This is a genomic window from Bordetella genomosp. 8 (assembly GCF_002119685.1).
Taxonomy (GTDB): Bacteria; Pseudomonadota; Gammaproteobacteria; order Burkholderiales; family Burkholderiaceae_B; genus Bordetella_C.
Genome location: NZ_CP021108.1, coordinates 1,692,707 through 1,708,985, shown reverse-complemented (window position 1 = coordinate 1,708,985; position 16,279 = coordinate 1,692,707). Strand labels below are relative to the sequence as shown.

15 protein-coding genes and 1 tRNA gene are annotated in these 16,279 nt (G+C 67.4%); 5 read left to right on the top strand and 11 right to left on the bottom strand.

Going from position 1 to position 16,279, the window contains the following annotated elements; translation table 11 throughout:
• The first annotated feature begins 20 nt into the window (after positions 1-20).
• Together CAL12_RS07880 and CAL12_RS07875 are read left to right on the top strand one after the other, a co-directional pair.
• Positions 21-944 carry a LysR family transcriptional regulator gene (locus tag CAL12_RS07880; RefSeq protein ID WP_086063984.1) on the top strand — a complete coding sequence of 308 codons (924 nt, stop codon included), beginning with the start codon at positions 21-23 and terminating at the stop codon, positions 942-944.
• Between the two features lie 148 nt (positions 945-1,092).
• Positions 1,093-2,061, top strand: coding sequence for a Bug family tripartite tricarboxylate transporter substrate binding protein (locus CAL12_RS07875; protein WP_086063983.1), 969 nt, complete (start codon positions 1,093-1,095; stop codon positions 2,059-2,061).
• 125 nt (positions 2,062-2,186) lie between these two features.
• On the opposite strand, the gene CAL12_RS07870 is transcribed toward CAL12_RS07875, so the two are convergent.
• Both CAL12_RS07870 and CAL12_RS07865 read right to left on the bottom strand, forming a co-directional pair.
• Positions 2,187-2,263 (bottom strand) — tRNA-Arg (locus CAL12_RS07870).
• Between the two features lie 156 nt (positions 2,264-2,419).
• Positions 2,420-3,376 (bottom strand): LysR family transcriptional regulator, encoded by a 957-nt coding sequence (locus CAL12_RS07865; protein ID WP_086063982.1) that lies wholly within the window; start codon positions 3,374-3,376, stop codon positions 2,420-2,422.
• 256 nt (positions 3,377-3,632) lie between these two features.
• Here CAL12_RS07865 and CAL12_RS07860 point away from each other — a divergent pair, with 256 nt between their 5' ends.
• From CAL12_RS07860 to CAL12_RS07850, 3 genes are read left to right on the top strand one after another with little or no spacing between them, the layout of a single operon-like run.
• On the top strand, positions 3,633-4,703 hold the full coding sequence (locus tag CAL12_RS07860; protein WP_086063981.1) for a tripartite tricarboxylate transporter substrate binding protein: 1,071 nt from the start codon (positions 3,633-3,635) through the stop codon (positions 4,701-4,703).
• Between the two features lie 26 nt (positions 4,704-4,729).
• The gene (locus tag CAL12_RS07855; RefSeq protein ID WP_086063980.1) at positions 4,730-6,376 is read left to right on the top strand and encodes a thiamine pyrophosphate-binding protein; all 1,647 of its coding nucleotides are present in this window, start codon (positions 4,730-4,732) and stop codon (positions 6,374-6,376) included.
• Between the two features lie 20 nt (positions 6,377-6,396).
• Entirely contained in the window at positions 6,397-7,179 is a 783-nt protein-coding gene (locus CAL12_RS07850) for a sulfite exporter TauE/SafE family protein (protein ID WP_086063979.1), read from the top strand.
• 40 nt (positions 7,180-7,219) lie between these two features.
• Here the strand turns inward: CAL12_RS07850 and CAL12_RS07845 are convergent, their stop codons facing one another.
• From CAL12_RS07845 to CAL12_RS07805, 9 genes are all read right to left on the bottom strand, one after another.
• Positions 7,220-8,956, bottom strand: a complete 1,737-nt coding sequence (locus CAL12_RS07845; protein ID WP_086063978.1) for an L-aspartate oxidase — start codon at positions 8,954-8,956, stop codon at positions 7,220-7,222.
• On the bottom strand, positions 8,953-9,567 hold the full coding sequence (locus tag CAL12_RS07840; protein WP_086063977.1) for a fumarate hydratase C-terminal domain-containing protein: 615 nt from the start codon (positions 9,565-9,567) through the stop codon (positions 8,953-8,955). Before CAL12_RS07840 ends, CAL12_RS07845 begins: the two co-directional genes overlap by 4 nt.
• 2 nt (positions 9,568-9,569) lie before the next feature.
• The gene (locus CAL12_RS07835) at positions 9,570-10,445 is read right to left on the bottom strand and encodes a fumarate hydratase (protein ID WP_086067739.1); all 876 of its coding nucleotides are present in this window, start codon (positions 10,443-10,445) and stop codon (positions 9,570-9,572) included.
• 62 nt (positions 10,446-10,507) lie between these two features.
• A complete protein-coding gene (locus tag CAL12_RS07830) occupies positions 10,508-11,533 on the bottom strand; it encodes a Bug family tripartite tricarboxylate transporter substrate binding protein (RefSeq protein ID WP_086063976.1) in 1,026 nt (341 codons plus the stop codon).
• A gap of 67 nt (positions 11,534-11,600) precedes the next feature.
• On the bottom strand, positions 11,601-11,954 hold the full coding sequence (gene sdhC, locus CAL12_RS07825) for a succinate dehydrogenase, cytochrome b556 subunit (RefSeq protein ID WP_086063975.1): 354 nt from the start codon (positions 11,952-11,954) through the stop codon (positions 11,601-11,603).
• A complete protein-coding gene (locus CAL12_RS07820; protein WP_332459155.1) occupies positions 11,954-12,292 on the bottom strand; it encodes a succinate dehydrogenase in 339 nt (112 codons plus the stop codon). The genes sdhC and CAL12_RS07820 overlap by 1 nt, the downstream gene beginning before the upstream one ends.
• Positions 12,293-12,300: 8 nt before the next feature.
• Positions 12,301-13,014: a succinate dehydrogenase/fumarate reductase iron-sulfur subunit gene (locus CAL12_RS07815; protein ID WP_086063973.1), complete on the bottom strand. Its 714-nt coding sequence runs from the start codon at positions 13,012-13,014 to the stop codon at positions 12,301-12,303.
• 112 nt (positions 13,015-13,126) lie between these two features.
• Entirely contained in the window at positions 13,127-15,484 is a 2,358-nt protein-coding gene (locus CAL12_RS07810; RefSeq protein ID WP_086063972.1) for a hybrid sensor histidine kinase/response regulator, read from the bottom strand.
• A 179-nt stretch (positions 15,485-15,663) separates the two neighbouring features.
• Positions 15,664-16,275 (bottom strand): ANTAR domain-containing response regulator, encoded by a 612-nt coding sequence (locus tag CAL12_RS07805; protein ID WP_198298402.1) that lies wholly within the window; start codon positions 16,273-16,275, stop codon positions 15,664-15,666.
• Positions 16,276-16,279 lie beyond the last annotated feature (4 nt).

Sequence of the window (16,279 nt, the reverse complement as noted above, 5' to 3'; positions counted from 1 at the left end):
TTTCTCCATGACGCCAGGCTATGGAAGACACTTCGGAACCCGTCTCGCTGCGGCAACTGCGCGCGCTGATCGCCGTGGGCGATTCGGGTAGTTTCACCGGCGCCGCCGAGCAGCTCGGCATGTCGCAGCCCTCGGTCAGCCACCTGGTCCGGCGGCTGGAAGCCGAACTGGGGCAGACGCTGGTGGTCAGGGGCCGGGACGCCTGCCTGACCCCGCAAGGCCGCGCCATCGTCGACGTCGCGCGGCGCGCCGTGCTGTCGATCGACGGCGTGTTGCGGGAATGCCGCGACATGACGCAGTTGAAGGCGGGCTCGGTGAATGTCGCCGTGGGACACGTTACCGCCGCCACCCTGCTGCCGGAGATCCTGCGCCGCTTCCACAAGAAGCACCCGGAGCTCGAAGTCACCGTCGTGGACTGCGTGGTCGATCACATCCGCGCCAAGCTGCTGGCCCACGAAGCCGATATCGGCCTGGGGGCCTTGATCGCCCCCGACGACTCCAAGCTGGTCGTCGAAAATCTCTGGGACTGCGGGATGGCGCTGTTCGTGCGCGACGACCATCCGCTGGCGCGGCGCGCGTCGGTCGACGCCCGGATCCTGGCCGAGCTCCCCTGTATCCAGCTCAATCCGAACGCGCATGCCTGGCTGGCCATCAGCCGCAAGCTGATCGCCCACAACATCTATCCCCGGGTGGAACAGCGCGCCGTGCTGGTTTCCACCGCCCTGGGCCTGATCCAGGCGGATATGGGCGTGGCGATGATGCCGCGCATCGCGACCATGGTGATGCCCCGCGGCATCAAGGGAATACCCTTGAGCGAACCGGAGCTGGAGTGGCCGATTTCGCTGGTCCGGCTGGCGAACTATCCCTTGTCTCCCGCCGCGCAGGCCTTCGCGTCCGTGGCGCGCGACACGATCAAGGCCTGCGGCAAGCGCGCCGGGGCATAACGCGACGACATGACGGTATAGGCGCGGCGGCCTAGGGACGACACGCGGCGTCCGATACGCTGGCTAGGCTTTGATGCGCTGCGGAACGCCAGCGACAGGCATGTAGCGGTTCGCCGCGTATCGCCAATTATCGACCGTCGGAGTCGTCATGAAAAAAATACTAGGGGTTTGCCTGGCCGCCCTGGCCGGCTATGGCTTTTCGGCGCAGGCCGACAATTTCCCGTCACGTCCCATCACGCTCGTCGTGCCGCTGGCCGCCGGCAGCACCGCGGATATCCTGGCGCGCGCCATCCAGCCCGGACTGTCCGAGCGGCTGGGCCAGAGCGTCGTGGTGGAAAACAAGGCCGGCGGCAGCGGGCTGATCGCCATGAACTACGTGGCGCGATCGGCCCCCGATGGCTACACGCTCGTCATGGGATCGAACAATACCTGGGCCATCAACCTGGGGCTGTTCAAGACCATGCCCTACGATCCGCAGAAGGACTTCGCGCCGGTGGCCTACCTGGCCGGGGGATCGAATGTGCTGATCGTCAAGCAGGGCGGCAAGTACGACTCCGTCAAGGCGCTGATCGACGCGATGCGCCAGCACCCCGGCCGCCTGACGTTTTCTTCGGGTGGCAATGGCACGACCCATCACCTGTCGGCCGAAAACCTCAAGGCCTTGACCGATACCAATGCCACGCATATTCCCTACCGGGGAGCGCCGCAGGGCGTCACCGCCGTCATGGCGGGAGAAGTCGATTTCGGCTTCTACAACACGCCCAGCGTCTCGGGGCTGGTGAAGGAAGGCAAGGTCAAGGCGCTGGCCACCACCGGCGAAGCACGCTCGCCACTGCTGCCTGAAATCCCCACGATGATCGAAGCCGGCGTGCCGGGATACGTGATCTCCGTCGATTTCGGCCTGCTGGCACCGGCCCGCACCCCCCAGGCCGTGATCGACCGCTTGAACGAGACCACGCGCGCGGTGATGAACGACCCCAAGCTGCAGGAACGACTCAAGGCGCTGGGCTATGAGGTGTACCGCGACGAGACGCCGGCGCAGTTCGCCAAGTTCATCCAGCAGGACATCGACAAGTGGGTGCCGCTGGTGAAGCGGTCGGGGGCGACGATCGATTAGAGCGCCGGAAAATCGCCAAGACTCGCCAGGAAAAGAAAAAGCGGCTTGAAGGATAAACCTTCAAGCCGCTTTGACTGCCTGAGTTGATTGTTTGATGAATCAAGCAGCAAATCAAGCAGTGATATTGGCGCGCCCGGCAGGATTCGAACCCACGACCCCTTGGTTCGTAGCCAAGTACTCTATCCAACTGAGCTACGGGCGCTGAGCACTCAGGCTTAAATAACTTTTTAAGTAACTTAAGCTTAAGTACAGAAGAAAGATTATAGCACGGATTTCTTTCTCTTCAAGTCTCCCCCGTTCCTGGGCCTGTCCGCCGATCAACGGCGGGACCCGGTTTCGCGGGAAGGGCGCAACTATATCAGAAAGCCGCCACGGTCTTGCGGCGACTGCCGCGCCGGGTATCCGCGCGGGGCTCGTGCGGCGGCTGGGGAGCTTCGGATGCCAGGGCAAAGTATTCCTTGACCGCTTCGGTGAAGGCAGTCCGGCTGTGGCGGCCCCGCTCCAGCAGGCCGACGCGGCGATAGACTTCCACGCCCGGCAGCGGCACGACCCGTAGCGCCCGGTCCTGCGCCCAGGCGACATTGGCCAGCCGGGGCACGATGGACACGCCGAAGCCATGCCGCACCAGCTCGACGATGGCCTCCACCGAATTCAGCTCCATGCTTTCGCGCACGCTCGCGCCCAGCCGGTCCAGCACCTCCTGCACCAGGATCCCCGTCCATGTGTTGCGCTCGAAACGCAGGAAAGGCGAGTCCCCCAGCACGTCTTCCACCCTGGACGCCAGGGGAAAATGCGGCTTGCGCGGCACGATAAGGATCATGGGCTCCGCGTACAGCGGCGTCCACAACAGGTTGGACGACAAGGGATGCGGCGGCTGGGTGACGATCGCGGCGTCCAGCTCGCCGCGCTCGACGCGCATCGCGAAATCGCTGGACAGGCCGGCGAACAGGCGCACGTCCAGCCGCGGATAGCGCTGGCGCACCGTCCACAAGGCATCGGCGAACGCGCCCATCAGGGCGGACACCAGCGCGCCTATCACCATGGTCCCGGACATGCCGTCGCCGCCGGCCTCGGTGCCCAGCGACTCATAGCGGCGCACGATGTCGGCGACTTCCGGTACCAGCGCGCGGCCCGCGGGATTCAGCACGGCGGACCGGGCGGTACGGTCGAACAGGCGGCAGTTCAGGCTTTCTTCCAGGGCGCGGATCTGCAGGCCCACCGCGGCGGGCGTCAGGCCGATCTCCTTGCCGGCGGCGGCGAAGGTGCCGTGCCGGGCCACGGCCAGGAAGGTCTTCAGGGTGCGGATGGACGACATGGGTGGGGCGCGCGCCACCTCTGGCGCGAGCGTCGCGCAGAGGAAGATTTGCTTTGTCTCGACCGAAGAATATTTAGCTTTTGATTTATATAGATGATATAGAACAATAAGCCGCGCCGCTGCCTGGCGCATGCATCGCTATCCCTAAGGCATCCGGGGGCCGCCGGCGGCAATGCGACTCCGGTCAGGACAAAAACATCGATAACAGCGTGGCGCCGGTCCCCCTGCGGACTGGACGCCGCCGGAGGAGACCCTTATGAAACGCATCGCATGCCGCGCGTTCGCCGCGGCCCGTCCGAGGCACCGGACGCTCGCCCGCGCGGCGCGCGGCCGGGCCGCATTCCCCGGCACGGCCATCCTGACCTGTGCCGCCCTGCTCGCCTGCGCGCTCAACGCCGCGGCGGCGGCCGCCGCACCCCGCTATCCTGAACATCCGATCACCATCGTCGTGCCCTTCAGCGCCGGCGGCGATGCCGACCTGGCGGCGCGCAACCTGGCCAAGGCGGTGCAGGCCATGCTGCCCCAACCCATGGTGGTGTTGAACAAGGGCGGCGCCAACGGCGCCATCGGCTCGATGTTCGTGCGCGAAGCGGCGCCCGACGGCTACACGCTGCTGTTGGCGCGCGTCGGCTCGCAAGCCATCCTGCCGGCGCTGCAGGCCGACCTGAAATACAAGTGGAACGACTTCACGCCGCTGGGCCTGCTCGACCTGAACCCCATGGTGTGCGTCGTCAACGGCGATGCGCCCTACCGAACCCTGGGCGAACTGGTGCAGGCCATCCGCGAACAGCCGGGCAAGCTTAACTACAGCACGTCTGGCCCGGCCACCGTGCTGAATCTGGCGACCCAGATGCTGCTGGATGCCGCCGGCCTGCCGCCGCAGGCCGCCGCGCAAATCGTCTACAAGGGCGGCGGCGAGGCAACGGCCGCCGTACTGTCCAGGGAAGTGCAGTTCAGCTGCAACAACGTCACGGCCTTGATCGGCAACGTCAAGGCGGGCCGCCTGCGCGCCCTCGTCACCACCACGGCGCAGCGCCTGCCCGAATTGCCCGACGTGCCCACCGCCAAGGAAGCCGGCTTTCCCCAGTTGGAACGTATCAGCGGCTGGAGCGCGTTGTACGGGCCGCCCGGCATGCCGGCGCCCCTGGTGCGGCAATGGGCCGATGTGCTGCTACGCTTGTCCAAGGACAATGAATGGCTTGCCGGCGTGCGCAATATCGGTTCCGTGCCGAACGTCATGGCGCCGGCCGCCACCGCGCGCTTCGCGGAAGAACAGTACCGACTGTTCCGCGACCTGGGCGGCAAGCTGAACATACAGATCAAGTAGAACCACAATCGGAGGAAGACCGCATCATGACCCGATCCCGCAATGGCGCCGACGCGCTCGTGCAGACCCTGGGCGCCGCCGGCGTGAAGCGCATCTTTACGCTGTCCGGCAATCACATCATGCCGGTGTTCGATGCATGCGTCGACGCCCGTATCGAGCTGGTGCACGTGCGCCACGAGGCCGCCGCGGTGCATATGGCCGATGCCTGGGCGCGTTTGACGGGAGAAGTCGGCGTGGCCATGGTCACCGGCGGGCCCGGCCACGCCAATGCGGTGTCGGCGTTGTACACCGCGTCCATGGCGGAATCGCCGGTGCTGCTGCTGTCCGGCCACGCGCCCAACAACCAGATCGGCATGGGCGCCTTCCAGGAAATGCGACAGGCCGACGTCGCGGAGCCGCTGGCCAAGTGGTCCGCCACGGTCGGCAGCGCCGACGCCATGGCAGGCGACGTCGGCACGGCCATGCGCATCGCGCGTTCGGGACGCCCGGGCCCGGTCAGCCTGGGCCTGCCCACCGATGCGCTGGAAGCGGCATGTACCGCGCAGACGGACACGCCGCAATCCTTCGATGCCATCGCGCAGGCGCTGGATGCCGGCGTCGCCGCGTCCCTGCTCCAGCGCCTGCGGGCCGCGCAGCGGCCGCTGATCCTGACCGGTCCGGCCACGATGATGGGACCGGCGCTGGCACGTGCGCGCGAACTGGAGGCCGCCAGCGGCATCCCCGTCATCGGCATGGAAAGCCCGCGCGGCGTCGCCGACCCCAGCCTGGGCGCTTTCGCGCAGATGCTGGCGCAGGCCGATTGCATCCTGCTGCTGGGCAAGCGCGTGGATTTCACGCTGAAGTTCGGCAAGCCTCCCGCCATCGCGGCCGACTGCGCTTTCCTGCAGGTCGATGCCGATGCGCCCGAGCTCGAACGCACGCGCCGGGCGGTGGGATCGCGGCTGGAGGCGTGGGCCCTGGCCGACGCGGCATCGGCGATGAACGCGCTGCTGCGGGCCGCCATGGCGTCCGCCAGATCGCCACGGCACGGATCGTGGACGCGGGACGTGCGCGACGCCATCGCCTACAGGCCCGAGGCCTGGCGGACGGCCTCTTCCGCCCTGGACGGGCGCATGCATCCCGTCCAGGCGCTGGCGCCCGTGCAGCAACTGCTGGACAGCCATCCCGACTCCGTACTCATCGCCGACGGCGGCGAAATCGGCCAATGGGCGCAAGCCTGCCTGCATGCGCCGAACCGGGTGGTGAACGGCGTGGCCGGTTCCATCGGCGCCGCCCTGCCCTTCGCGCTGGCCGCGCGCCTGGCGCGCCCGGATGCCCCGGTGGTCACCGTGATGGGCGACGGCACCTTCGGCTTCCATACCGCCGAAATGGACACGGCGGTGCGCTATCGCCTGCCCTTCATCGCCGTGGTCGGCAACGACGCGCGCTGGAACGCCGAATACCAGATCCAGCTGCGCGACTATGGCAAGGACCGGCTGATCGGCTGCGAACTGTTGCCGGCGCGCTACGACGCGGTCACCGCCGCGTTCGGCGGTTTCGGCAAGCAGGTGACCGACCCGGCGCAAGTGGCGCCGGCCATCGACGAGGCCTACCGCTCGGGGCTTCCGGCCTGCCTGAATATCATGATCGAAGGTTTTCCCGCCCCCACCGTCAGCCGTCCGGCGGGCGCCTGAGCCGAGGCGGATCGACGACGATGTGGGATTTCCTGGTATCGCATCTGGGCGCGTCCGTCACCGGCGTGGACCCATGGCCGCTGCTGGTCGCCGGCATGGCGCTGACCGGCGGCTACATCATTTTCGGGATGACGGGCTTCGGTTCGGCCATCGTGGCCATGCCTTTGCTGACGCAAGTCATGCCCCTGCACCGCGCGGTGCCCATCATGCTGGTTTGCGACATGATCTCCGGCCTGCTGCTGGGCGCCACCAGCCGCCGCGACGTGGAGATGACGGAGTTGCGCCGCATCGTTCCATGGATGCTGCTCGGCATGGTCGCCGGCCTGGCCCTGCTGATGTACGTCCCGGAGCGGCCGCTCCTGATCGTGCTCGGCGTGGGCGTGCTCGGCTATTCGTTATGGCGGCTGCGAGGCGGCGACGTGTTCCGCCGCTTGAACGCGGGCTGGGCCATACCCCTGGGCGTGGGCGGCGGCGGACTCACGGCGATGTTCGGCACCGGCGGGCCGCTGTACACGATCTACCTGGCAGGCCGCCTGGAAGATCGCCATGCATTGCGGGCGACGGTCGGGACCCTGATCATGCTCACCGGCGTGACCCGCCTGGTGATGTTCGCGATCACGGGACTGCTGCTGCAGCCGGCGGTACTGGCCCTGATGGTGTGGCTGGTGCCATGCTGCCTCTTCGGGATGCGCGTGGGCTCCTGGCTACGGCATCGCATCTCGCCCATGCACATCTTCCGTCTGCTGTGGACGGTGCTGATCCTGGGCAGCATCAGCCTGCTCGTGAACGCGATCGCGGGTTGAGCAGCGGCCGCCAGGGCCAGGATCGCCCGAGCGGCCGCCGTCAGGCGGCGTCGCGCAGCAGCGTCGTTCCCGGTGCGACCCGCGTGAAGCCCACGGGCTCACGCGCGATGCCCACCGCGCCGTCCCGCCACCGCGCCACCGTGTATGCGGACCCCAGCATATCGCCCGCCAAGGGAAAGTCTTCCCGAAAATGGGCGCCCCGCGAATCCTCACGCGCCAGCGCCGCTTCGGCGATGACCTGGCTGACGGTAATCAGGCTGCGCAGGTTCAACCAGTCATGCCAGGTCGGATTGAAAGCCCGGTCCGCGCCCGCCACGCCGGTCAGCGCCAGGCGATCGCGCAGGCCGGCCAGCGTGCCACGGGCACGCAGCAGGCCGGTGGCGTCTCGCATGATGCCCACGTCGTCCCACATGCAGTCGTACAAGGCTTCGCGTATGGCGTTGAGTCCGTCCGCCGGCCGCGTGAAGGGGGCCAGCGCGTCGTCGACGGCGGCGGCCATGGCTGCTTCGTCGGGCGCGTGCCACTGTCCTTCCCGCCGCACCCAGTCCGCCATGCTGTCGCCGGCGATGCCGCCGAACACGGTGGAATTCGCCACGCCGTTGCCGCCCAGGCGGTTCGCGCCATGCACGCCACCCGTGTCCTCGCCGGCGGCGAACAGGCCGCGCAGCGCCGTCCGGCAGTCAGGCTGGAACACCACGCCGCCCATCATGTAATGCGCCGTGGGCACCACTTCGACCAGGCCGCCGGCCAGGTCGAAACCGCAGTCGGCGCAGCGCTCCACCATGCCCTTGAACTGGCGCCGCACTTCGTCGACGCCCAGGTGGTGCATCTGGATATAGACGCCGCCATTGGGAGACGTGCGCCCGGCGCGCATTTCCGCATAGATGCCGCGTGAGACGATGTCACGCGTGGCCCGGTCGGCGCGCGCATCGTAGCGCTCCATGAAGCGTTCCTTGTCGCCGTTCAACAGGTAGCCGCCGGCGCCACGCAGGCCTTCTTCCAGCACGGTGCCGGTCATGCGCGTCTGGGTGCCGGCCAGCAGGCCGGTGGGATGGAATTGCACCATCTCCATATCGCGCAGCGGCAACCCCGCCGCCAGGGCCATGGCCAGCCCGTCGCAGCTCTTGTCGCCGGACGGCGTGTGGTACTTGTACATGGTCGGGCCGCCGCCGGTCGCGAGCAACACGGCGCGCGCCTGCACGAAAACGAAGCCGCCGGTGCGGACGTCTATCATCAGCACGCCCGCCAGCGATAGGCCGTCGGCCGTACGCACCAGGGCCAGCGCGCGATGTTCCTCCAGCCTGCCGATGCCGCGCCGCCATACCTGCTCGGCCAGGCGGTTGATGATCTCGATGCCGGTCAGGTCGCCCTTGTGGACGGTGCGGTCGAAGGTCTGTCCGGCAAAGGCCTTCTGGTGCACCGTGCCGTCCGGGTTGCGATCGAAGAAGCAGCCCAGCTCGTTTTCCAGTTCGTGGATGCGTTCGATGGCCGTGCTGACCAGCGTCCATGCCAGGTCCTGGTTCGCCAGCCACTTGCTGCCTTCTATGGTGTCCATGAAGTGGCGTTCCACGGAATCGCCGGGCGCCAGCGCGACGTTGTAGCCGCCCTGCACCATGCGCGTACAGCCGCATTTGCCGAGCAGGCCCTTGACGGCCACCGTGATCGACAGCTCGGGTGCGCGCTGGTGCGCATGGAGCGCCGCGAACAATCCCGCGCCACCGGCGCCCAGGATCAGGATATCGGTGCGCAGGCGCTTGATGGGCTGGACCAGGTTCATGACGCGCTGACTCCCAGGCCGGCCAGCACGGCGGCGCGGCGCGCCTCGGTGTCCTGCCTGACGGCGTCGTACAGGCTGCCGCCGTGGCTGTCCATCGCGACCAGCAGGGGGCCGAAGTCGCGGATACGGAAGCGCCATAGCGATTCGGGATTCAGGTCGTCGAGGTCGACGTCCTCGATCTGCTCGATCCAGGTGGTTTCCAGCGCCGCCGTGCCGCCGATGATGGCCAGATAGGCGCCGCCCAGTTCGCGGAAGGCATCCTGCGAGCCTTGCCTCAGGCCGCCCTTGCCGATGACCAGCCTTACGCCGTATTGCTGCATCAGGGGCCGGGTGAAGCGCTCCATGCGGTCGGACGTGGTCGTGCCGATGCAGACAGGCTCATAGCCCGCCGGGTGCGCGTCGCTGGGCGGCACCTTGCGGACATTGGGCGCCGTATGGATGACCGCATGGCCGGCCAGGTCCATGCGCGTCCTGCGGCTCTTGTCGAACATATGGATCTGCGTGGCGTCGCGGATACCGTAGAGCGTACGTTGCAAGGTGACGGTATCGTTGACGCGCAGCTGCCGCGCCTGCGCCTCGGTCACCGGCATGATCAGTTCGTGGTGCGCCATGGTCAGAATCCGTAATCGATGCCTTGCGGCGTGATGACGGCGCGGGCCCGCCGCGCCGAGTGGCATTGCATGTTCACCGCCACCGGGTTCATGGTGATGTGGGTATGGGCCAGCTCGATGTGCACGGCGAACGCGGTGCCATCGCCGCCCAGGCCTTGCGGCCCGACGCCCAACTGGTTGACCGCGGCGGACAGCACCTGCTCCAGCCGCGCGCCCTCGGGATCGGCGCATTGCGTCCCCAATGGCCGCGTGGCCGCCCGCTTGGCCAGCGCCACGCACAGATCCGAGGTACCGCCCACGCCCACGCCGACGATGGTGGGCGGACAGGTCTTGCCGCCCGCCGCGATGACGCAATCGACCACGAAGGTCTTGATGGCGTCGATGCCTTCCGCCGGGACCGCCATCTTCAGGAAGGAGTTGTTCTCCGAGCCGCTGCCCTTGGGTATCATCTCGATGGACAGGCGGTCCGGCGCATCGTCGAAATCGATATGGATGACGGGCACCTCGAAACCGCAGGAGGTGTGGTTGTTGCTGCGCGTCAGCGGATGCACGACCGACGATCGCAGCGGATGCTCGCGGGTGGCCCGCTCGCAGCCACGACGGATGGCCTGCTTCAACGCGTGGCCGTCGACGTGGACATTGCGGCCGATGGCGACGTTGTAGATGGGTATGCCGGTGTCCTGGCACAGCAGGTTCTCGTTGTCCTCGGCGACGCGGATATTCGTGCGCATCGTCTGCAGCACGCCGCGCGCGACTTCATGCGTTTCATCGGCGGCCAGCCTGTCTATGCCGGCCTTGACGTCCGGCGGCAGGATTTTCAATGCGCGGATGTAAAGGTCCTTGGCGGCTTCTTCCACCGCCGCGAGATCTGGATTCATGCTGCTGCTCCCATCGCACGCGTCGTCGCGGCCGCACCGGCCGCCGCGACCGAGCGCGGCGTTCATTCAATGGAAAGATTGCGGCGGGCGACGATGGCCTTCCACTTCCCGGATTCGTCCTGGATGCTCTTGACGAGCTCGGCCGGCGTATTGCCCACCGGCGTCATGCCCTGCCCGGCCAGCTTCTCGCGCACGGCCGGGTTGCGCAGCACCATGGCGGTATCGCGCTGGATCTTGTCGACGACGTCCTTGGGCGTCCCCACCGCGGTGACCAGGGCGAACCAGCCCGTCGTCTCGTAGTCCGGCAGGCCGGCTTCCTTCGCGGTCGGCACGTCCGGCATCATCGGCGAGCGCACGGGCCCCGTGACCGCCAGCGCGCGGGCCTTGCCGCTCTTGGCGAATACGGAGGCCGCGGCGATATTGCCGACCACCAGTTGCACCTGGCCGGCAAGCAGGTCGTTGTAGGCCAGTGCCTCGCCCTTGTACGGCACATGCGTGATCTGGATGCCGGCGGCGTCGGCCAAGGCCTCGCCGGCCATATGCACCTGGCTGCCGTTGCCCGCCGAGCCGAAGTTCAGCTTCTTCGGCTGCGCCTTGGCCAGCGCGATCAGCGCCTTCAGGTCATGGGCGGGCAGCGCGTTGTTCACCAGCACGAGCATGGGACCGCTGGCCACGTTGGTGATGTAGTCGAAATCCTTCAGGGTGTATGGGAGGTTGCGGTACAGATAGGGATTGACGGTGAACATGCTGCCGGACGCCATCAGCAGGGTGTAGCCGTCGGGCGGTGCCTTGGCCGTCAGCGTGGCGCCGATGGCGCCGCCCGCGCCGGGCCGGTTGTCGATGACCACCGACTGGTGCCACAGCTGGCCCAGCTCCGCGCCCAGCACACGGGCGACCACGTCCGTGGTGCCACCCGCGGTGAAAGGAACGATGATGCGCACCGGCTTGTCGGGCCAGGGCGCATCGGCATGAGCGCCGCCCGAGATCGCCAGCGCCGTGGTGGCGAAGGCCAGGATACAGGTATGCAGCCAGCGCCTGCGTCCAGCTTGGCGGGCGCGCAGGGACAACTCGTACAGGTAGTCGTGCATGATGCTTGTCTCCTTGGTTATGCGGCCTCGCATCGGGGCGAGGCTCGTACCGCGACAAGCGCCGCCCTTACCGCAACAGCGCCAGCAGAAACGCCAGGCCCGTACAGGCGCCCACGCCCAGGCCCACCGCCAGCCAGTCCTTGCGCAGGTGGGTCCACGGGGCGAATTCGATGACGAGCAGGCGCAGGCCGCCCATCAGGTGCAGCGACAGCAGCACCACCAGTCCCCATTCGGCAAACTTGAACAGCGGACGATCGGCAAGGTGCAGGAAGCCGTCCAAGGCCTGCTCTCCGGCGATGGCCTGGCCCAATGCCCAGAAATGCACGGGCAGGAACAGGGCCAGCGCCAGGCCGGAAAGCCGATGCACCAGGAACGCCCAGTACGCAGGGTGATTGCGCGCGCGGAAGTCATTGCGACGCATCACGCCACCACCCCGTACACGGCCCGCAGGCCCATGACGGCGAGCAGCACGGCGAAGGCGAGCGCGGCCACCACGGCCGAACGCCCGCGCCAGCGCAGCCATTCCTCCGCGATACGCAGCAGGCCGATCGGCACGTGCACCGCGCAGGCCAGCACGAACAGGCCATAGAACGCGGCGAACCCGATGCTGCCGCGCGTGCGCGCCAGGATCTCGGCACCGCTCAGCCCACCTTGCACGGCATACACGATGATCGCGATATGGACCGCGACGAACAGCGCCAGGGCCATCGCGCTGATGCGCTGCAGATACCAGAGCCCGGCCTGCGTGCGCAGGTTCATGCCGGCCATCACAACTCGCCCTTGATCGCCGCCTTGGCGGCCAGCCGTTTCAGGCCCGCGATGCCGGCGGTCGGCGCCAGCGCCTTGGGGCAGCGCTCCGTACAGCTGCCCTGCGTATGGCAGGAATGGCAGCCGGCGTCGCCCGCCACGGCGCGCAGGCGCTGCGGCCCTTCCACATCGCGCTCGTCGTTCATCAGGGTCCAGGCGCGATTCAATGCGGCCGGCCCCAGATATTCGGGCCGCCACGTCACCACATCGCAGGACGCGTAGCACACGCCGCAACCGATGCATTCGATGCCGGCATCCACCGCCTGGCGCCGGGGCGAGGCGGGCGGCACGCGCGCGAAGTCGTCATGGCGCGACAGCGACCCGGCGAAGCTGCCCTTGGCCTGGCTCCACTTGTCGAAGAAACCGCTCATGTCGGTCACCAGGTCCTTGATCACCGGCAGGTTCGACAGCGGCGCGATTTCCAGCAGCCCGTCCGGCGCCACCTTGGACACATGGGTGCGGCAGGTCCAGCGGGCCTTGCCGTTGACGGTCATCGCGCAGGAGCCGCACATGCCCACGCGGCAGGCATAGCGGTAGCCCAGGTCGGGCTGCAGTTCGCGCTGGATATAGGTCACCACATCCAGCACGGTCTGGCTGGTGTGGCGCGGCACGCGGTAGGTCACGAAAGCGCCCGCGCCGGCGCTGCGCCATATCCTTGCTTGCAACATGTCCATGCCGTCTCGTCCACGGTACGGAGGCAGGCCTCCGGTGGGACGTATTGTGGACGGACGCCGTCGGAAAGCGAAAGCGAATAATTGTGCGATTCGAGCAAAGAGATTCTTTATCTCAACTGCCCAGGATGGCGCAGATGCGCCGCGTGATTTCGTCGATGCCGAAGGGCTTGGTGACCAGCTCGATGCCCGGCTCGCGCAGGCCTTCGGTCAAGGCCAGGCTTTGCGCATAACCGGTCATCAGGATCACCTTCAGCCCGGGATTCGAAGCGCGTGCTTTCTCGACCATGAGCCTGCCGTCCATGCCCGGCAGGCCGATGTCGCTGAGCACCAGCTGGATGCTCGGCGTTTCCTGCAGGATGCGCAGGCCCGACAGTCCATCCGCCGCTTCCACGACACGGCACTGCTGGTCCTGCAGGACCTCGACCAGCAGATTGCGCACGCGCGGGTCGTCCTCCACCACGAGCACCAGGGGATGCCGTGGCGGCGGCCGCGGCGCTGGACCGTCCTGCAACGTGCCGGCGGCGGATTCCTCGACGAGCGGCCCGGCGTAACGGGGCAGATACATGCGGATGGCGGTTCCCTCGCCGGGCCGGCTGTCCAGGTCCGTATGGCCGCCGGACTGCCGCACGAAGCCATAGACCATGGACAGCCCCAGCCCCGTCCCTTCGCCCTGCGGCTTGGTACTGAAGAAAGGCTCGAAGGCCTTGGCGGCGACTTCGGCCGGCATGCCCAGGCCGGTGTCCGCCACGGAGATACAGACGTACTCGCCCGCGGTCAGGATGACGGCGCGCGCCACCGCGATATTGTCCAGATCCACATTGCGCGTGGTGATGGTCAGCGTGCCGCCGTCGGGCATGGCGTCGCGCGCATTGATTACCAGGTTCAGGATGGCGTTCTCCAGCTGGTGGGCATCGCACAGCACATTCCAGAGATCCGCCTGCAGATCGACCTCCAGGGCGATTCTTTCGCCCAGCGTGCGCTCGAACAGTTCCGTCAGGTTGCCCACCAGCCGGTTCGGCTGGGTGGGCTTGGGCGCCAATGGCTGGCGCCGCGAGAACGCCAGCAGCCGGTGCGTCAGCGCCGCCGCGCGCTTGGCCGACTCCATCGCCATGTCGGTGTAGCGCAGCATGTCCATGGGTTGGCCGCGCTCCAGGCGCTTCTGCATGAGCTGCAGCGCACCCATGATGCCGGTCAGCAGATTGTTGAAGTCGTGCGCGATGCCGCCGGTCAGCTGTCCCACCGCTTCCATTTTCTGCGACTGGCGCAGCGCTTCCTGCGCCAGTCCCAGCTCGGCGGTGGCTTCGTTTTCCGCGGTGACGTCCTGGGCCACGGCATGCACCAGGCCGTCGCCGGGGACGGCGGTCCAAGACAGCGTGCGGTAGCTGCCGTCCCGATGCCGGCATTCGCACACGAAACGCGACGCGGCGTGGCCCCGCCGCAGGCGATCGAGCTGGTTCTGCGCCAGCGAACTGTAGTCGGGGTGGACCAGTCCCAGGATGTCGTTGCCGAGCAGTTCTTCATGCTGCCACCCCAGCCGCGCGGTCCACGCCGGGTTGGCGTCGAGCACGTAGCCATCGAAATCCGTCACCACCATCAGGTCGTTGGCGAGCTGCCAGGTGCGGTCGCGCTCTGCCTTGCCGCGCGCCACCTCGCTCAGCAACAGCTTCTGGCTGCGACGCAAATCGTTGCGCGATGCCACCACCAGGTCGATGTCGAAGGCGATGATGAGCCAGCCGCTGACCCGGCCATCCTCTTCGATGGGCGCGGCGCGCGCCATGAACCAGCGCCAGCTCTCGTCGGCCGCGCACCTGAAGCGGATCTCCATCTCGCAGCCCGTGCCGTTCGCCATGGCGGCGCGCCAGGCCTGCTGCAGCGGCAGGCGGTCTTCGGGATGGAGGGATTCGGTCCAGTCGCCGCGCTGCCCGTCCTGCTGGTCCCAACCGGTGTAACGGGCCCAGTACGGGCTGGTGTAGATCACGCGCCCCTTGGCGTCGGTGAAGAACGTCATCTGCGGCGAGCTTTCCACCAGGGCGCGGAAACGTGCGTCGACGGCCTTGGCGCGGTTCTCCGCCAGGTGCTGTTCCGTGCGGTCGCGCACGATCTTCAGGTAGCCGATGTGTTCACCGGTGATGTCGTCCAGGAAGGGCTGCATCAGTCCCGACGCCCACAGCATCGAGCCATCCTTGCGCAGGTGCCATCGCTCGTCCTCGGCGCGGCCGTGCACGCGAGCCGTCTCCGCTTCCGTCAGGTGGTCGCCGCGATCGCGCGACTCCGGCGTGAAGATCATCGACGAATCGGCGCCCAGGGCTTCTTCCTCTTCCCAGCCGAACAAATGGCGGGCGCCCGCGTTCCAGCTGGTGACGACCAGCGCCAGATCGACCGTGAAAATGGCGAAGTCCGTCGCGCTTTCCAGCAAGGCACGGGCAACGCGGTCCGTGGCTTCGCGCCGCTCCCTGTCTACTTGGCTCATCACGCCTCCTTGCGCATCCACGACGGATACCAGCAAGTTACCTGCCCTGCCTGCTCAACCGCGCCGTCCCGCCGGATGTGTTCTTATGGGCGAGACGCGCGACGCGCGGGATTCCGCCCGCGCCGTTCACCGCGGGCAGCATAGTTTGCCGCGAAATGGGGTAACAGCGTGCGCCGCCGCTATCCCGGGCGCCCCAACCCCAGCTTTTCCATGACTTCCTGCGCATCGATGACCATGGCCGCGACTTCCGCCACGGTCACCCTCAGGCTGGTCGCGCGCGCCCGCATGTGTTCGTAGGCCTTCACCTCATCCATGCCTTGATGATCGACCAGCACCTTGATCGCCTTGTCGATCTGGCGCCGCGACTTGATGGTGGCTTCCAGTTTCTGGATCTTGGCCTGCTGGCGCTGCTGGAAACCCTGCGCCGATCGTGCCAGCACCAGTGTGCTCAACACGCCGGACGAGCGGAAAGGCTTGGTGAGGACGCCATGGGCGCTGCTGTCCAGCAGCAGCTTGAGCGTCGTCGGGCTTTCATAGTCGGACAGCGCGATCAGGGTCGCGTCGGTCGCGCTGGCGCACCACATGCCGCCGCTGGGCATGTCCTGCGACAAGTGGAAGAACACCACGTCGGCACCGCGCGGCGGCTCCTGGCAATACGGCCAGAGCACCTGCAGGCGGCAGCCGATGCGCTTGAGCTGCTCGATCAGCAGGTCGCGGTCTTCGCCCGGCGGATGGACCACCGCGACGCTGATGCTGCGCAGATCTTCGTAGAGGCGGCGTATGCTGCTCATGGCG

What these genes read in the sequence shown, in the direction of transcription:
- CAL12_RS07860 (WP_086063981.1), top strand. Translation starts at nt 3,633, where the DNA reads ATGAAACGCATCGCATGCCGCGCGTTCGCCGCGGCCCGTCCGAGGCAC.
- CAL12_RS07830 (WP_086063976.1), bottom strand. Translation starts at nt 11,533, where the DNA reads ATGCACGACTACCTGTACGAGTTGTCCCTGCGCGCCCGCCAAGCTGGA.
- CAL12_RS07855 (WP_086063980.1), top strand. Translation starts at nt 4,730, where the DNA reads ATGACCCGATCCCGCAATGGCGCCGACGCGCTCGTGCAGACCCTGGGC.
- CAL12_RS07845 (WP_086063978.1), bottom strand. Translation starts at nt 8,956, where the DNA reads ATGAACCTGGTCCAGCCCATCAAGCGCCTGCGCACCGATATCCTGATC.
- CAL12_RS07805 (WP_198298402.1), bottom strand. Translation starts at nt 16,275, where the DNA reads ATGAGCAGCATACGCCGCCTCTACGAAGATCTGCGCAGCATCAGCGTC.
- CAL12_RS07875 (WP_086063983.1), top strand. Translation starts at nt 1,093, where the DNA reads ATGAAAAAAATACTAGGGGTTTGCCTGGCCGCCCTGGCCGGCTATGGC.
- sdhC (WP_086063975.1), bottom strand. Translation starts at nt 11,954, where the DNA reads ATGCGTCGCAATGACTTCCGCGCGCGCAATCACCCTGCGTACTGGGCG.
- CAL12_RS07865 (WP_086063982.1), bottom strand. Translation starts at nt 3,376, where the DNA reads ATGTCGTCCATCCGCACCCTGAAGACCTTCCTGGCCGTGGCCCGGCAC.
- CAL12_RS07820 (WP_332459155.1), bottom strand. Translation starts at nt 12,292, where the DNA reads ATGAACCTGCGCACGCAGGCCGGGCTCTGGTATCTGCAGCGCATCAGC.
- CAL12_RS07840 (WP_086063977.1), bottom strand. Translation starts at nt 9,567, where the DNA reads ATGGCGCACCACGAACTGATCATGCCGGTGACCGAGGCGCAGGCGCGG.
- CAL12_RS07835 (WP_086067739.1), bottom strand. Translation starts at nt 10,445, where the DNA reads ATGAATCCAGATCTCGCGGCGGTGGAAGAAGCCGCCAAGGACCTTTAC.
- CAL12_RS07815 (WP_086063973.1), bottom strand. Translation starts at nt 13,014, where the DNA reads ATGGACATGTTGCAAGCAAGGATATGGCGCAGCGCCGGCGCGGGCGCT.
- CAL12_RS07810 (WP_086063972.1), bottom strand. Translation starts at nt 15,484, where the DNA reads ATGAGCCAAGTAGACAGGGAGCGGCGCGAAGCCACGGACCGCGTTGCC.
- CAL12_RS07880 (WP_086063984.1), top strand. Translation starts at nt 21, where the DNA reads ATGGAAGACACTTCGGAACCCGTCTCGCTGCGGCAACTGCGCGCGCTG.
- CAL12_RS07850 (WP_086063979.1), top strand. Translation starts at nt 6,397, where the DNA reads ATGTGGGATTTCCTGGTATCGCATCTGGGCGCGTCCGTCACCGGCGTG.